Below are 14,925 nucleotides of genomic sequence, written 5' to 3'. Positions count from 1 at the left end.
CTACCCGAAATGCTTTACGGGCAAACGAGTTCGGCTATTCACCGGGCCGCACCCGGCGCACCGGCCGCGTTTCGAGGGCATTGACGGTCAGCGCCCGGCGGCTGATTCGCCAGCCCGAAACGGTCAACCGGTACTCGTCGTCGTAACGCAGATGCCAGACCACGTCGACGAGTTCGGTCCCGCTTTCGCCGGAACGATGACTCCAGTGGTGGGCGATACCGGTGATGCGCCCGCGGGCAAGGTCGGGTGCCGGTCCCGCGTCGTACACTTCGCCGACGATCGCGTGCTCGGTGCGGAGGAGCCGGCCCACCGCAGCAACCGCCGCGGCGATGGCGTCGCGGCCCCGGTGGGTCCGGACCGGTGTCAGCTCAGACGGCGGGTCAGCCACCACCAGCTCCGCAGTTTCGGTGAATAACGTTGCTACCGAATCGAATTGACGATCGTCGACCAGGGCGGCATAACGGTGGACGAGATCGCTGAGAGCGGCGCGATCGTTCAGCATGGGTGTGCCGGGGCGGTGACGTCGCGCACTGCCTCGAGCAGCTGTGCGGCGCGGGCATCGGTGAACAGCGCTTCCAGCAGTACCGCCTTGCCGTCCGGGCCCGACAGCGGGACCCGCCAGTTCGGGTACTCATCGGTAGTGCCCGGCTGATTCTGGGTGCGCCGATCGCCGACCGCATCGGTCAGCGCCACGCCCAGCAACCGCGACGGTGTCCGGCCCAGGTACCGGTAGAGGGCCAGAATCAGCTGTTCGGGGCTCTCCTCGCCGTCGCCGATCAGGCCCACCCGCCGCAGCTCGGCCAGCCAGGCCGTCCGTTCAGTCCTGGCCGCCTCCTGCTCGACCTCGGCCGGCCGGGTCAGCAGCCCCAGCGAGTCCCGCAGCCGGACGTGGTCACCGGCCAGGTAACCTGCGGTGGGCGGCAGATCGTGCGTCGTGACCGAGGACAGACAGTATTCCCGCCAACGTTCGGCGGGCAGCGGCGTTCCGGTTGCCTCTTCCTTCTCGAACCAGAGGATCGACGTGCCCAACAGGCCGCGCAAGAGTAAGTAGTCCCGCACCCACGGTTCGACGGTGCCCAGATCCTCCCCGACGACGACAGCTCCGGCCCGGTGGGCTTCCAGCGCGACGATCCCGATCATCGCCTCGTGGTCGTAGCGCACGTAGGTGCCCTCGGTCGGGGGCCGGCCCTCCGGTATCCACCACAACCGGAAGAGCCCGATGATGTGGTCGATCCGGACTCCGCCCGCGTGCCGCAGCACCGCCTGGATCAGCGCGCGAAACGGGCGGTATTCCAGTTCGTCAAGCCGGTCGGGCCGCCACGGCGGCTGCGACCAGTCCTGCCCCAGCTGGTTGAACTCGTCCGGCGGCGCGCCGGCCGTCACTCCCAGCGCGAGCGCGTCCTGCAGGGCCCATGCGTCGGCACCGGTGGGATGCACGCCGACGGCCAGATCGTGCATGATGCCCAGCGCCATGCCGGCCCGGGTGGCCTGCGACTGCGCCGCGGCGAGCTGCTCGTCAAGCTGCCACTGCAGCCATCGGTGGAAATCGACGGCGCCGGCGTTCTTGGCGGCGAATGCCGCGACGCCGGGGGCGTCGGGGTGTCGCACCGATTTCGGCCACCGGTACCAATCGGTGCCGTGCTTGTCGGCCAGGGCGCACCAGGTGGCGAAGTCGTCCAGGTCCCGGCCCTCCCGATCGCGGAAAGCGGTGTAGGCCATCTCCCGCCCGGCCGACCGCGGCACGGCGTGGATGAGCTTGAGGGCCGCGCATTTGGCTGCCCAGGCGCTGTCGCGGTCGATGCTGTCCGATCGCACGGCGCGACGTTGTACCCGGTCGCGCAGCTCCCGCACCCGGCCACGTTTGGGCAGTTCGGCGTACTCCGGGATGGCTTCCACCCGCAGGTAGAGCGGGTTGACGAAGCGGCGTGACGTCGGCAGATACGGTGACGGTTCTATCCGGCCATCGCTCCCGCCGGGGTCCGGCAGGCACGCGGCATGCAGCGGATTGACCAGCAGATAGTCGGCGCCGTGCGCCCACGCGGACCACAGCGCAAGATCGCCCAGGTCGCTGACGTCACCGATACCCCAGGACTGTTGCGACCGCACACTGTAGAGCTGGGTGGCCAAGCCCCAGGCGCGGCGTCCCGCGAGCTTTTCCGGCAGGCCCAGCCAGTCCGGCGTGATGATGAGGGCGGTACTGGACCGGTGGTCGCCGGACCGCAGGTGCACCCGGTGATAGCCCAGCGGCAGATCGCCCGGCAACAGGAAGCTGGCCTCGCCGACCTGACGTCCGTCCAGATCGAATGGTGCAGTGAAGTTGTCGACCTGGACGATGCCATTTTCCGGGCCGCTGAGCTCGGTCCCGTCTTCGAGCTGCACCCACACGTCGGCCGGAGCGCCGTGCGTGACGTGCACCCAGAATCGCAGCGGGGCACCGGCGCGTCCGACGATGGTGGCCGGCAGCGACCGGGCCCAGTAGGAGCGCGACTGTGTGGTCAGAGCCACATTGCGCTCGTCTTCGGTGTCCGCCGGGACGCCCAGGGCGCCCAGGACGGACACCAGCGTGGTTTCCGGCACGAAGACCTCTTGTCCGCTCCAGTCCTGGTAACTGGTGGCGATCCCGAACCGGCGCGCGAGTTCGACGAGCGACGGCGCTGGCTGGGTCGGAAAAGGACGCGTCGGCTCGGTCATGGAAGAAGATTGTCACGTTGCGCTCCGGGACCCGCAGCTCGGCTGGGTCGGCGAACCCCGATGTGAACAGTGGGCGACTTAGCGCGCCGAGTCACTGATTCACAGCTAACATGCCCAGTGAAGTCACGACGGCTCCATGGGGGATGGACGCGCGAATCCGGGCGGCGGGTTCTGCCGCCTGGCGAGGTTTGCGCAGGTGCCTTACGGTTGTCGATGTGATTTGGCGCTTACCGCTCAGCGGGCGTTTTATATCCGGGCGTTATGACCGAAAGGTGATCAAGCGTGGCTGAACATAGCCGCGGACAGCGGGGGTCGGGCTACGGCCTCGGGTTGTCGACGCGCACCCAGGTAACGGGCTATCAGTTCCTGGCCCGCCGTACCGCGATGGCATTGACCCGCTGGCGGGTGCGCATGGAGATCGAGCCGGGCCGCCGCCAGACCCTGGCGGTCGTGGCGTCGGTGTCGGCGGCACTGGTGATCTGCCTGGGCGCACTGCTGTACTCCTTCCTCAGCCCCGCCGGACAGATCAACGAGTCACCGATCATCGCTGACCGCGATTCGGGTGCGCTGTACGTCAAGGTGGGCGACCGGCTCTACCCGGCGCTCAACCTCGCGTCAGCGCGCCTGATCACCGGCCGGCCTGACAACCCGCACCTGGTCAAGGGAAGCCAGATCGCAAACATGCCGCACGGCCCGCTGGTCGGCATCCCGGGAGCCCCCACCGAGTTCGCGCCGAAGAGTCCCAGCGTGTCGTCCTGGCTGGTGTGCGACACGGTGGGCGGCACGTCGGGTCCCTCCGGCATGCCGTCGCCGGCCGGTGTCACGGTGACCGTCATCGACGGCACCCCGGACATGAGTGGCCACCGCCGGGTCCTCAACGGATCTGACGCGGTGGTGCTGAGTTATGGCGGGAACACCTGGGTGATCCGCGAGGGCCGCCGGTCGAAGATCGACGCCACCGACCGCTCGGTGTTGCTCCCGCTGGGCCTGACGCCGGAGCAGGTCAGCCAGGCGCGTCCGATGAGCCACGCGTTGTACGACGCGCTGCCGGTCGGACCCGAGCTGCTGGTTCCGGAGGTGCCGAAAGCGGGCGCCCCGGCGACCTTCCAGGGCGCCCCCGGCCCCGTCGGCACGATCCTGGTCACCCCGCAGATCAGTGGCCCCCAGCAGTATTCGCTGGTGCTCGAGGACGGCGTCCAGACGTTGCCGCCGCTGGTCGCCCAGATCCTGCAGAACGCGGGACGCCCCGGCAACACCAAGCCGGTGACCGTCGAACCGTCCGCGCTGGCCAAGATGCCGGTCGTCAACCGGCTGGACCTGTCGGCATATCCGAATGACCCGCTCAACGTGCTGGACATCCGGGAGAACCCGTCCACCTGCTGGTGGTGGGAACGGACCAACGGTGAGAACCGGGCCCGCGTTCAGGTGGTCTCCGGACCGACCATCCCGATCAAGTCCAGCGAGATGAAGAACGTGGTCAGCCTGGTGAAGTCCGACCTGAGCGGCCGTGAGGCCGACCAGGTGTACTTCGGTCCCAACTACGCGAATTTCGTGGCCGTGACCGGCAACAACCCGGGGGCTCAGACCACCGAGTCGCTGTGGTGGCTGACCAACGCCGGTGCGCGGTTCGGGGTGGATGACACGAAGGAAGCCCGCGACGCGCTCGGTCTGACGCTGCAGCCCAGCATGGCGCCGTGGGTGGCCTTGCGGTTGCTGCCACAAGGACCGACCTTGTCGCGTGCCGACGCCCTGGTGGAGCACGACACCCTTCCGATGGACATGACCCCTGCAGAGTTGGTGGTACCGAAGTGAAACGTGGATTTGCACGGCCTACGCCGGAGCGGCCGCCGGTAATCAAGCCGGAGAACATCGTTCTGCCGACGCCACTGAGCATTCCGCCGCCCGAAGGCAAGCCCTGGTGGCTGATCGTGGTCGGCGTCGTCGTGATCGGACTGCTGGGCGGCATGGTCGCCATGACGTTCGCCAGCGGTTCGCACGTATTCGGCGGTGTCGGCTCGATCTTCCCGATCTTCATGGTCGGCGGCATGATGCTGATGATGTTCCGCGGCGTCGGCGGCGGTCAGCAGCAGATGAGCCGCCCGAAGCTGGATGCCATGCGCGCCCAGTTCATGCTGATGCTGGACATGTTGCGGGAGACCGCGCAGGAGTCGGCCGACAGCATGGACGCCAACTACCGGTGGTTCCACCCGGCGCCGAACACTCTGGCGGCCGCGGTGGGTTCCCAGCGGATGTGGGAGCGCAAGCCCGACGGCAAAGACCTCAACTTCGGGGTCGTCCGCGTCGGGGTCGGCATGACACGCCCCGAGGTGACCTGGGGTGAACCGCAGAACATGCCCACCGACATCGAGCTGGAGCCGGTAACCGGCAAGGCGCTGCAGGAGTTCGGCCGCTACCAGAGCGTCGTCTACAACCTGCCCAAGATGATCTCCGTGCTGGTGGAGCCCTGGTATGCGCTGGTCGGCGACCGCCCGCAGGTACTCGGACTGATGCGGGCGATCATCTGTCAGCTCGCCTTCTCGCACGGCCCGGACCACATCCGGATGATCGTCGTCAGCTCCGACCTCGACGAGTGGGACTGGGTGAAGTGGTTGCCGCACTTCGGTGATGGACGGCGTACCGACGCCGCGGGCAGCGCCCGCATGGTGTACAGCTCCGTGCGCGAATTCGCCGCCGAGCAGGCCGAACTGTTCGCCGGCCGCGGGTCGTTCACGCCCCGGCACGCGAGTTCGTCGGCGCAGACGCCCACCCCGCACCACGTGATCATCGCCGACGTCGACGACCCGCAGTGGGAGTACGTGATCAGTGCCGAGGGCGTCGACGGTGTCACGTTCTTCGACCTGACCGGCTCCGAGATGTGGACGAACGTTCCCGAACGGAAGCTTTCGTTTGACAAGATCGGCGTGATCGAGGCGCTGCCCCGCGACCGCGACACCTGGATGGTGATCGACGACAAAGCGTGGTTCTTCGCCCTGACCGACCAGATGACCACCGCCGAGGCCGAGGAGTTCTCTCAGAAGCTGGCGCAGTGGCGGCTGGCCGAGGCCTATGAAGAGATCGGCCAGCGGGTCGCCCATATCGGCGCGCGGGACATCTTGTCCTACTACGGAATCAGCGATCCGGCCGCGATCGACTTCGAAGATCTGTGGGGCAGCCGCACCGACACGATGGGACGCTCGCGCCTGCGCGTGCCGTTCGGCAACCGCTCCGACAACGGCGAGCTGCTGTTCCTGGACATGAAGTCGCTGGACGAAGGCGGGGACGGCCCGCACGGCGTCATGTCGGGTACCACCGGTTCCGGTAAGTCGACGCTGGTGCGGACCGTGATCGAGTCGCTGATGCTCGGCCACCCGCCCGAGGAGCTGCAGTTCGTGCTCGCCGACCTCAAGGGTGGATCGGCCGTCAAGCCGTTCGCCGGCGTGCCGCACGTCTCGCGCATCATCACCGACCTGGAAGAGGACCAGGCGCTGATGGAGCGCTTCCTGGACGCACTCTGGGGCGAGATCGCGCGCCGCAAGGCGATCTGTGACAGCGCCGGCGTCGACGACGCCAAGGAGTACAACTCGGTGCGCGGCAGGATGCGGGCCCGCGGCCAGGACATGGCGCCGCTACCCATGCTCGTGGTGGTCATCGACGAGTTCTACGAGTGGTTCCGGATCATGCCGACCGCGGTCGACGTGCTCGACTCGATCGGCCGCCAGGGCCGTGCCTACTGGATCCACCTGATGATGGCGTCGCAGACCATCGAGAGCCGCGCCGAAAAGCTCATGGAGAACATGGGTTACCGCCTGGTGCTCAAGGCGCGGACGGCCGGCGCCGCGCAGGCCGCCGGTGTGCCCAATGCGGTCAACCTGCCGGCCCAGGCCGGTCTGGGCTACTTCCGCAAGAGCCTCGAGGACATCATCCGATTCCAGGCCGAGTTCCTCTGGCGGGACTACCTGCGCATTTCCTCCGTCGACGGTGAGGAAGCGCCGGTGTTGGTGAACACCATCGACTACGTGCGACCGCAACTGTTCACCAACTCCTTCACGCCGATGGAAGTGAGCGTGGGAGGCCCCAGCGTCGACGTGATCGCGAACTACGCGAACGGCGAAGTCGTCGACGCCGGCGGAGAGGTGGAGGAGGAAGAGGAAGCGATCCGGACGCCGAAGGTCGGCACCGTGATCATCGACCAGCTGCGCAAGATCAATTTCGAGCCGTACCGGTTGTGGCAGCCGCCGCTCACCGAGCCGGTCGCGATCGACGAGCTGGTCAACCGCTTCCTCGGCCACCCCTGGAATAAGGACTACGGAACGGCCCGCAACCTGGTGTTCCCGATCGGGATCATCGACCGTCCGTTCAAGCACGACCAGCCGCCGTGGACGGTGGACACGTCCGGCCCGGGTGCCAACGTGCTGATCCTCGGCGCCGGCGGGTCCGGAAAGACCACCGCGCTGCAGACGCTGATCTGCTCCGCGGCGCTGACCCACACGCCCGAGCAGGTGCAGTTCTACTGCCTGGCTTACAGCAGCACCGCGCTCACCACCGTGGCGCAGCTGCCGCACGTGGGCGAGGTCGCGGGACCGACGGACCCCTACGGTGTGCGCCGTACGGTCGCCGAACTGCTGGCGCTGGTGCGCGAGCGCAAGCGCAGCTTCCTCGAATACGGCATCGCCTCGATGGAGATGTTCCGCCGCCGCAAGTTCGGCGGGGAAGCCGGCCCGGTGCCCAACGACGGGTTCGGCGACGTCTTCCTGGTGATCGACAACTACCGGGCACTGGCCGAGGAAAACGAGGTCTTGATCGACCAGGTCAACCTGATCATCAACCAGGGTCCCTCGTTCGGTGTGCACGTGATCGTCACCGCCGACCGCGAATCGGAGCTGCGCCCGCCGGTGCGGAGCGGATTCGGTTCCCGCGTCGAATTGCGCTTGGCCGCAGTGGAAGACGCCAAGCTGGTGCGTTCGCGGTTCGCCAAGGACGTCCCGGTCAAGCCGGGACGCGGCATGGTCGCCGTCAACTATGTCCGGTTGGACAGCGACCCGCAGGCCGGTCTGCACACCCTGGTCGCCCGCCCGGCGCTGGGCAGCACGCCGAACAACGTCTTCGAGTGCGACAGCGTTGTCGCGGCCGTCAGCCGGCTCACCACCGCGGCGGCGCCGCCGGTGCGGCGTCTGCCGGCCCGGTTCGGTGTGGAGCAGGTCCGCGAGCTGGCGGCACGCGACACCCGCCAGGGTGTCGGCGCCGGCGGAATCGCTTGGGCGATCTCCGAATTGGACCTGCAGCCGGTCTACCTCAACTTCGCCGAGAACTCGCACCTGATGGTCACCGGCCGTCGCGAATGTGGCCGAACCACAACGCTGGCCACGATCATGTCCGAGATCGGGCGGCTGTACGCTCCGGGTTCCAGCAGCGCACCGACGCCGCCGCCCGGACGGCCGTCGGCGCAGGTATGGCTGATCGACCCGCGCCGCCAGCTGCTCACCACGCTGGGCTCGGATTACGTCGAGAAGTTCGCCTACAACCTCGACGGCGTGGTCGCGATGATGGGCGAGCTGGCGGCGGCCCTGGCCGGACGCGAGCCCCCGCCTGGCCTGTCGGCCCAGGAGCTGTTGTCGCGATCGTGGTGGAGCGGACCGGAGATCTTCCTGATTGTCGACGACATCCAGCAGCTGCCGCCGGGCTTCGATTCGCCGCTGCACAAGGTGGTTCCGTTCGTGAACCGGGCCGCCGATGTCGGGCTGCATGTGATCGTCACCCGCTCCTTCGGTGGTTGGTCGTCGGCGGGCAGCGACCCGATGCTGCGCGCCCTGCACCAGGCCAACGCACCCCTGCTGGTCATGGACGCCGACCCGGACGAGGGCTTCATCCGCGGCAAGATGAAGGGTGGTCCGCTGCCCCGTGGTCGAGGCCTGCTGATGGCCGAGGACACCGGCGTGTTCGTTCAGGTTGCCGCCACCGAGGTGCACAAGTAGTCCGCATCACGCCATAGCAGTTAGAAACGCCGCCGCGTCGGTGGCGAGCCCGGTACGCCGGGTTCGCCTCGACGCGGCGGCTTTGTTTGTTGTCCGGCTTTGTTTGTTGTCCGGCTTCAGCAACATCTCGGTGAACAATGCCCCCGGAAACAGTGTCACCTGTTTATCCGCCGCCCAATCCGCAGAGCTATTCACCAAGGTCAGACGAGTGCGTCGCGGCAGTTGTTGAACGGCGGCTGAACAACGGTTTGCCGGGAATGAATAGTCGGTGTCATCGGTATCTCGGACCGATTTCGGGTTCTAATGTGTTTTCTATGTGCCGGTCCGAAAACGAGCCGAATAACTCCTAACGATGCTAATATCCTCGACCTTTTCGCAGGTTGGAGGAACGTTTCGTTTGGCGGCTACCGATTTCCACCAGGCCGGCGCTGAATTACCGACCCGTCGCACTTCGCCGGGTCACCGCATGGGGGAGAAAGCGCAGCAACGCAGCTGCCAGGACTGGTCATGGTCCAGACAAAGCCAATGCCGACACCGGGATCGCCAGTGCGGTCCCGGCTGGCTGAGGAGGGGTGGTGTTGGACTTCGGAGCGTTACCGCCCGAAATCAACTCGGGACGGATGTACACCGGCCCGGGCGCGGGCCCGATGCTGGCCGCCGCGGCGGGCTGGGACGGGCTCGCCGCCGAAATGAGCACGGCCGCAGTGGGATACGGCTCGGTCATCACAGAACTGTCCAGTTCGCCGTGGGTCGGGCCGGCGTCGCAGTCGATGGTGGCCGCCGCCGCGCCCTATGTGGCATGGCTGGCCGCCACGGCGGACCAGGCTGAGCAGGCCGCAATGCAGGCCCGGGCGGCGGCCGCGGCCTACGACGCCGCCTTTTCCATGACAGTGCCGCCGCCGGTGATCGCAGCCAACCGGGCATTACTGGCCACGCTGATAGCCACCAACTTCTTCGGCCAGAACACGCCGGCCATCGCCGCGACCGAGGCGCACTACGCGGAGATGTGGGCACAGGACGCCGTCGCGATGTACGGCTACGCCGCTTCCTCGGCGACCGCGTCGCAACTCAATCCCTTTGCCGCACCGCCGGTCACGACCAACGTCGCCGGTCAGGCTGCCCAGGCGGCCGCGGTCGGCGAGGCGGCCGCGACTCCTGCCGGCAACGCCGCGGCGTCCGTCGCACCGGCACTGGCGGTGGCTCCCATGCTCAGTGCGCTCGGGACTTCGGTGTCCACGGCTGCGCCGGTCACCGGCATCGAGGAGATTCTGACCGGGCTCGGATTCTCGTTCACGCCGGGTTCGGTGACTCTTCCATCGTGGTTCCTGGGGCCGAACGGGCTGATCGCGACCGCATTCGGAAACTCCACGAACATCTGGAACTCGGTCACCAACTACCCGTATTTCGCATTGGGCTCGGTCAACTCGCTGGTCGCCTGGGGCGGCGGGCTGCTGCCCGGCGCACCGGCCCCCAGTCCGGCGCTGGGTGGTGCCCTGCCGCCTCCGGGCGCCATCGGCGCCTGGGGGACACCGGTGTCCGCCGGGTGGGCCCAGGCCGGGACGGTTGGCAAGCTGTCGGTGCCGCCGACCTGGGCCGCAAACACGGTCTCCCAGGTGACGCCACTCCCGTCGGGGTCCGCAAGTTTCGACGGCCTTGGCGCCGCGGGTTCCAAAGCCACCACCAACGGGATGTTGAGCGGAATACCGGGCAGCGGAATGGGCCGTCGAGCAGCCGGCGGCTACACCAACAAGTACGGGTTCAAATACAACGTGCTGACCCGATCGCCGTCGGCCGGATGACCCCGAGGAGTCGCGCACGTAGTTCACCTGTACTGAAACATGTTGATTTGCAGCGTTATTCGAGGAGGAAATGACATGTCGTACGTAACCACGCAACCGGAAGCACTATCGTCGGCCGCGGCGAGCCTGCAAGGTATCGGCTCGTCCGTGAACGCCCAGAACGCGGCTGCTGCCGCCGCGACGACGGGAGTGGTTCCGGCCGCGGCTGACGAGGTATCGGCGCTGACGGCAGCGCAATTCGCCGCGCACGCGCAGATGTACCAGGCGGTCAGCGCCCAAGCCGCGGCTATCCACGAGATGTTCGTCAACACCCTGGGCACCAGCGCCGGGTCGTATGCCGCCACCGAGGCCGCCAACGCGGCCGCGAGCAGATAGGGATCACGCAATGGATTTCGGGGCATTGCCGCCGGAAGTCAATTCGGCACTGATGTATTCCGGGCCCGGTTCAGGGCCGATGGTGGCCGCAGCATCCGCCTGGAACGGACTGGCCGCGGAATTGAATGCCTCCGCGCTCGCCTACGACAAGGTCATCACCGGGCTGGCCAGCGAGGAGTGGATGGGACCGGCGTCCGCCTCGATGGCGGACGCGATCTCGCCCTACGTCGCGTGGATCAACACCACCGCGACGCAGGCCGAACAAGCCGCCGGCCAGGCCACCGCCGCGGCGGCCGCCTATGAGAACGCCTTCGCGGCCACGGTGCCGCCGCAACTCGTTGCGCTCAACCGCGCCGAGTTGGCACAGGCCATGGCGACCAACGTCTTCGGCCAGAACAACAGCGTCATCGCGGCGCTCGAAGCGCAGTATGGCGAGATGTGGGCCCAGGACAGCGCCGCCATGTATCAGTACGCGGGCACGTCTGCCTCCGCTGCCAAGGTGACCCCGTTCGCCGCGCCTCCGCAGACCACCAGCCCGGCGGCGTCGGCTATCCAGGGTGCCGCGGTCTCTCAGGCCGCCGCGACGTCGGCGGGCTCGGCGCAACAGACGTTGGCGGATCTGCTCGGTGGAATCCAGAGCCAGCTGAGCAATCTGGCATCGCCCGGAAACATGGCCCTGCTGGGGCTGACGCCGACCAGCGAATCACTGAGCGGCATCGTCTTCAATCCGAACTCCGTGCTGGGGTCGGCACTCACGGGCATCGGAGGCAACGCCACGATCAATCCGCAGTGGCTGATCACCGCGTTCCGTAACTTCGCCGGTCCGATCTACAACATCGAAGGTCTGCCGTACTTCTCGACCGGTATGGCCAACACCTTGCTGTCGCTGAGCAAAGGCCTTGCGCCGGCGGCTTCGTCGGCCGCCGCAGGCGCTGCCCACGGCCTCGGGGGGCTGGGCGGCCTGCTGGGTGGGGGCGGCGGACCGGTGGCGGCGAGCCTGGGGCAGGCTGCCTCCGTCGGCAAGCTGTCAGTGCCGCCCGCGATTGCGACGCTGGGGCCGGCCGTGAGTCACGCGGCGCCGATTCCGATCAACACGGTCAGCGCCGCCCCGGAAACCACGGGAAACCTGTTGGGCGGCATGCCGTTAGGCGGGCTCGGGGCCGGCGCTGCCGCCGCCGGGGGGCAGAAGTACGGATTCCGGCCCACGGTCATGGCGCGGCCGCCGTTCGCCGGCTAAGTCGGCAGCGCTGCCCCGGAATCCCAGTGCAGCGGCAGCGAGGTAAGCGCGAATGACTTGGAGGGGAACGTGATTGCGGGCCGGTACTGGTCCGCAATCCCGAACTCCGGGATCTGCCGCAACCACTCGGCGACGACGACGGTCAGTTCCATTCTGGCCAGATGTGATCCCAGGCAGCGGTGCGGTCCGCCGCCGAAACCCCAGTGGCGGTGCACCTTTCCGTCCAGCAACAGCTCGTCGGTGGATGCCGCATCGCTGCCGTCGCGGTTGATGACAGCCAGACACAATCGCACCTGCGAGCCTGGGGGCAGCGTCATGCCGCCGATGTTGACGAATTCGGTGGTGACCCGGGGGGCCACGGGTGCCGACGGCTCCAGCCGCACCACTTCTTCAATGAACACCCTGATCTGTCGCAGGTCGTCGCGCAACTGCGCCCGTAGCTTCGGACGGCGGGCCAGTTCCAGCAGGGCGAATCCGATGGCGGCCGTCACCGTGTCGAGGCCGGCCAGAATGAGCAGGTGACTCATCCCCAGCAGTTCCAGATCAGAGAGGTCACCCGACCCGGTCATGATCTGCGACAACATATCTGAGCCTGGCCGCCGGCGGCGCTGTTGAATTGCCGCGGTCAGATACTCGAACAACTCGATCTGCCCCTCCTGCGCCTCAGCCACGGTGAGGAAAGGCTTGTCGCCGACGATCGAGTCCTTCCAGGCAATCAGCCGATCGCGGTCGGCCAAGGGCAGCCCGTAGAGGTCCAGGAACACCTGGAAGGGATACAGCCGGGCGAAATCGGCCATCGCCTCGCACTGCCCGCGGTCGGCAAGGCCGGCGATCATCGAGGCCGCGTGGCGTTGCAATACCGCTCGCGACTCGCCGAGTGCGTGCGGACTGAAGTAGGGCTGCAGGATTCTGCGATACCGGGTGTGCTCGGGCGGATCGAACGAAAGCGGAAGCACCGGAAGCGGATTTGTGGGCGGCTGCAGCAGCCGGGAGGAGAAGACCCGCGGATTGCGCAGCGCGGCGAGCACGTCCTCGCGTCGCGTGAGGTAGTAGGAACCGTTCATGAAGACCACCGGACCGGCGTCCCGCAACGCCCGCCACCCGACCCCCCGGTCGTCGGTCAGCGGCAGCGCGGAGTATTCGAGCCTCGGCAGGTGGAAGGACTCTGGCCCGTTTGCACCCGGAGCGCTCATGAAGCGAAGTCTCCCATGACCGCGCGACGTTTCAATCGTGTTGTGGGCAGCTAGGCTTGCCCGGGTGAAGGTTCGTCTGGACCGGTCGAGATGCGTCGGGCACGCCCAGTGTTTCGCGGTGGACCCGGGTCTGTTCCCGATCGACGAGTCTGGTTACTCGGTCCTCGAAGAGCGCGAAGTGACGGCCGAGGACGAAGAACTGATTCGCGACGGGGTGGCCTCCTGCCCCGAAATGGCGATCATCCTAGAAGCGGACTGAGATCTGAACTGTCGATTAACAGACATCGACAGCCAATGAATAGTTGGCATTGCCCGGTCCAAAGCCCGAACTCCGCCTCTACATTTCCAATCAGCCCGGATTCTTGAGGCTGCTCCGCGCGATAGCGACGCCATTCGTCAGGAGGAGTGTTGTTCGACTTCGGGGCACTGCCGCCTGAGATCAATTCCGGCCGCATGTACAGCGGCCCGGGGTCGGGTCCGATGCTGGCCGCGGCCGCCGCCTGGGATGGGCTGTCAAACGAACTAGCCTCGGCTGCAGCAAGTTACGCGTCGATCATCGCAGAGTTGACCAGCGCGCCGTGGATCGGTCCGGCATCGCGGTCGATGCTTGCCGCGGTGACTCCGTACGTGGGTTGGCTCAGTGCCGCCGCCGGTCAGGCGGAGAGCGCGGGGACCCACGCCCTGGCGGCGGTGGCGGCTTACGAGACTGCCTTCGCCCTGACAGTGCCGCCACCGGTGATCGCGGCCAATCGGGTGTTGCTGATGACGCTGATCGCAACCAACTTCTTCGGGCAGAACACCCCGGCCATCGCGGCGGCCGAGGCGGAGTACCTGGAGATGTGGGCACAGGACGCCGCCGCCATGTACGGCTATGCGGCGTCGTCGGCGTCGGCCACCGAGCTGACCCGGTTCTCCGAATCGCCGGCCACCACCACTCCGGCGGCGGCCGCGCTGGCCGACATCTCCGCACAGAGCACCGGACCCACCATCCCCCAGATGCTCTCCTCGGCCGCACTTCCGCAGCTGGGACAGCAATTCGCGGTCTCGGCACCGGCCGCGGCAACGTCGGACGTGGTGATCGTGACTGACACCCCGGTCACCACGTTGCCCATGCTCGGGTGGTTGCCCACGCCGGAAAACAACTGGGCAGGGCTCTACCCGGGCATGTACACGGCGATCAGGCAGACTCTGCAGGCCTACTTCGGTGTCGGCATAGGCAACTTCGGCTGGTCGATCGCGCAACAGTTGCAGCAGGGCCTCGGCACCACCGCGGGTTCAGGTGGTGCCTGGTACCCGACACCGCAGTTCGCCGCGCTGGGTGCCGGCGGCTGGAATTACCACGGGGGAGCGGGGCTTTCGGCCAGTATCGCCTCGTCCACCAAGATCGGCGCGCTGTCGGTCCCCGCGAGCTGGGTCGGGGCATCAGGCGCGCCCGAACATGCGGTCATGACTACCACCAGCACCCACTTCACGTCGTCACCCGCCGAAGCCGGACCTGGCAACGGCATCAACGCCGCACTGCGCGGATTCCCGTCCGGGACGCGCGACGGCCAGCGCGCCGGCAACCTGGGCGTCCGCTATGGGCTGCGTTACACCGTGCTCACCCGGCCACCGTCCGCCGGATGAATCGTGTTGATAGACAGAGTTATCAAGGAGTC

The 14,925-nt window shown here is 67.3% G+C and carries 10 protein-coding genes; 7 read left to right on the top strand and 3 right to left on the bottom strand.

Going from position 1 to position 14,925, the window contains the following annotated elements:
- Positions 1 to 34: 34 nt before the first annotated feature.
- Both QXH22_RS28280 and malQ read right to left on the bottom strand, forming a co-directional pair.
- Complete coding sequence (locus QXH22_RS28280) at positions 35 to 502, bottom strand: nuclear transport factor 2 family protein (RefSeq protein WP_306277637.1); 468 nt, start codon at positions 500 to 502, stop codon at positions 35 to 37.
- Positions 496 to 2,691: a 4-alpha-glucanotransferase gene (malQ, locus tag QXH22_RS28275; RefSeq protein ID WP_306277636.1), complete on the bottom strand. Its 2,196-nt coding sequence runs from the start codon at positions 2,689 to 2,691 to the stop codon at positions 496 to 498. Before malQ ends, QXH22_RS28280 begins: the two co-directional genes overlap by 7 nt.
- Before the next feature lie 282 nt (positions 2,692 to 2,973).
- On the opposite strand from malQ, the gene eccB reads away from it, so the two are divergent.
- The 5 genes from eccB to QXH22_RS28250 all read left to right on the top strand — a co-directional run bounded on the left by eccB (position 2,974) and on the right by QXH22_RS28250 (position 12,074).
- Complete coding sequence (eccB, locus tag QXH22_RS28270; protein ID WP_306240523.1) at positions 2,974 to 4,503, top strand: type VII secretion protein EccB; 1,530 nt, start codon at positions 2,974 to 2,976, stop codon at positions 4,501 to 4,503.
- Entirely contained in the window at positions 4,500 to 8,663 is a 4,164-nt protein-coding gene (gene eccCa, locus QXH22_RS28265; RefSeq protein WP_306277635.1) for a type VII secretion protein EccCa, read from the top strand. Before eccB ends, eccCa begins: the two co-directional genes overlap by 4 nt.
- 578 nt (positions 8,664 to 9,241) lie before the next feature.
- The gene (locus tag QXH22_RS28260; RefSeq protein WP_371934346.1) at positions 9,242 to 10,462 is read left to right on the top strand and encodes a PPE family protein; all 1,221 of its coding nucleotides are present in this window, start codon (positions 9,242 to 9,244) and stop codon (positions 10,460 to 10,462) included.
- Between the two features lie 75 nt (positions 10,463 to 10,537).
- Positions 10,538 to 10,837, top strand: coding sequence for a PE family protein (locus QXH22_RS28255; protein WP_065049588.1), 300 nt, complete (start codon positions 10,538 to 10,540; stop codon positions 10,835 to 10,837).
- Positions 10,838 to 10,847: 10 nt separating this feature from the next.
- Positions 10,848 to 12,074: a PPE family protein gene (locus tag QXH22_RS28250; protein ID WP_306277633.1), complete on the top strand. Its 1,227-nt coding sequence runs from the start codon at positions 10,848 to 10,850 to the stop codon at positions 12,072 to 12,074.
- On the opposite strand, the gene QXH22_RS28245 is transcribed toward QXH22_RS28250, so the two are convergent.
- Entirely contained in the window at positions 12,071 to 13,267 is a 1,197-nt protein-coding gene (locus QXH22_RS28245; protein ID WP_306277632.1) for a cytochrome P450, read from the bottom strand. The two genes, QXH22_RS28250 and QXH22_RS28245, sit on opposite strands and share 4 nt — an antisense overlap.
- Before the next feature lie 64 nt (positions 13,268 to 13,331).
- On the opposite strand from QXH22_RS28245, the gene QXH22_RS28240 reads away from it, so the two are divergent.
- Positions 13,332 to 13,526: a ferredoxin gene (locus tag QXH22_RS28240; protein WP_306277631.1), complete on the top strand. Its 195-nt coding sequence runs from the start codon at positions 13,332 to 13,334 to the stop codon at positions 13,524 to 13,526.
- 149 nt (positions 13,527 to 13,675) lie between these two features.
- Positions 13,676 to 14,893 (top strand): PPE family protein, encoded by a 1,218-nt coding sequence (locus QXH22_RS28235; protein WP_306277630.1) that lies wholly within the window; start codon positions 13,676 to 13,678, stop codon positions 14,891 to 14,893.
- Positions 14,894 to 14,925: the final 32 nt, after the last annotated feature.

Origin of the sequence: Mycobacterium sp. TY814, from assembly GCF_030755175.1 — a bacterium.
Classification (GTDB): Bacteria; Actinomycetota; Actinomycetes; order Mycobacteriales; family Mycobacteriaceae; genus Mycobacterium.
This window is presented reverse-complemented; position numbering and strand designations above follow the sequence as displayed.

Coding starts and splice junctions, on each gene's coding strand:
- QXH22_RS28250 (WP_306277633.1), top strand. CDS start 10,848: ATGGATTTCGGGGCATTGCCGCCGGAAGTCAATTCGGCACTGATGTAT.
- malQ (WP_306277636.1), bottom strand. CDS start 2,691: ATGACCGAGCCGACGCGTCCTTTTCCGACCCAGCCAGCGCCGTCGCTC.
- QXH22_RS28255 (WP_065049588.1), top strand. CDS start 10,538: ATGTCGTACGTAACCACGCAACCGGAAGCACTATCGTCGGCCGCGGCG.
- QXH22_RS28245 (WP_306277632.1), bottom strand. CDS start 13,267: ATGAGCGCTCCGGGTGCAAACGGGCCAGAGTCCTTCCACCTGCCGAGG.
- QXH22_RS28280 (WP_306277637.1), bottom strand. CDS start 502: ATGCTGAACGATCGCGCCGCTCTCAGCGATCTCGTCCACCGTTATGCC.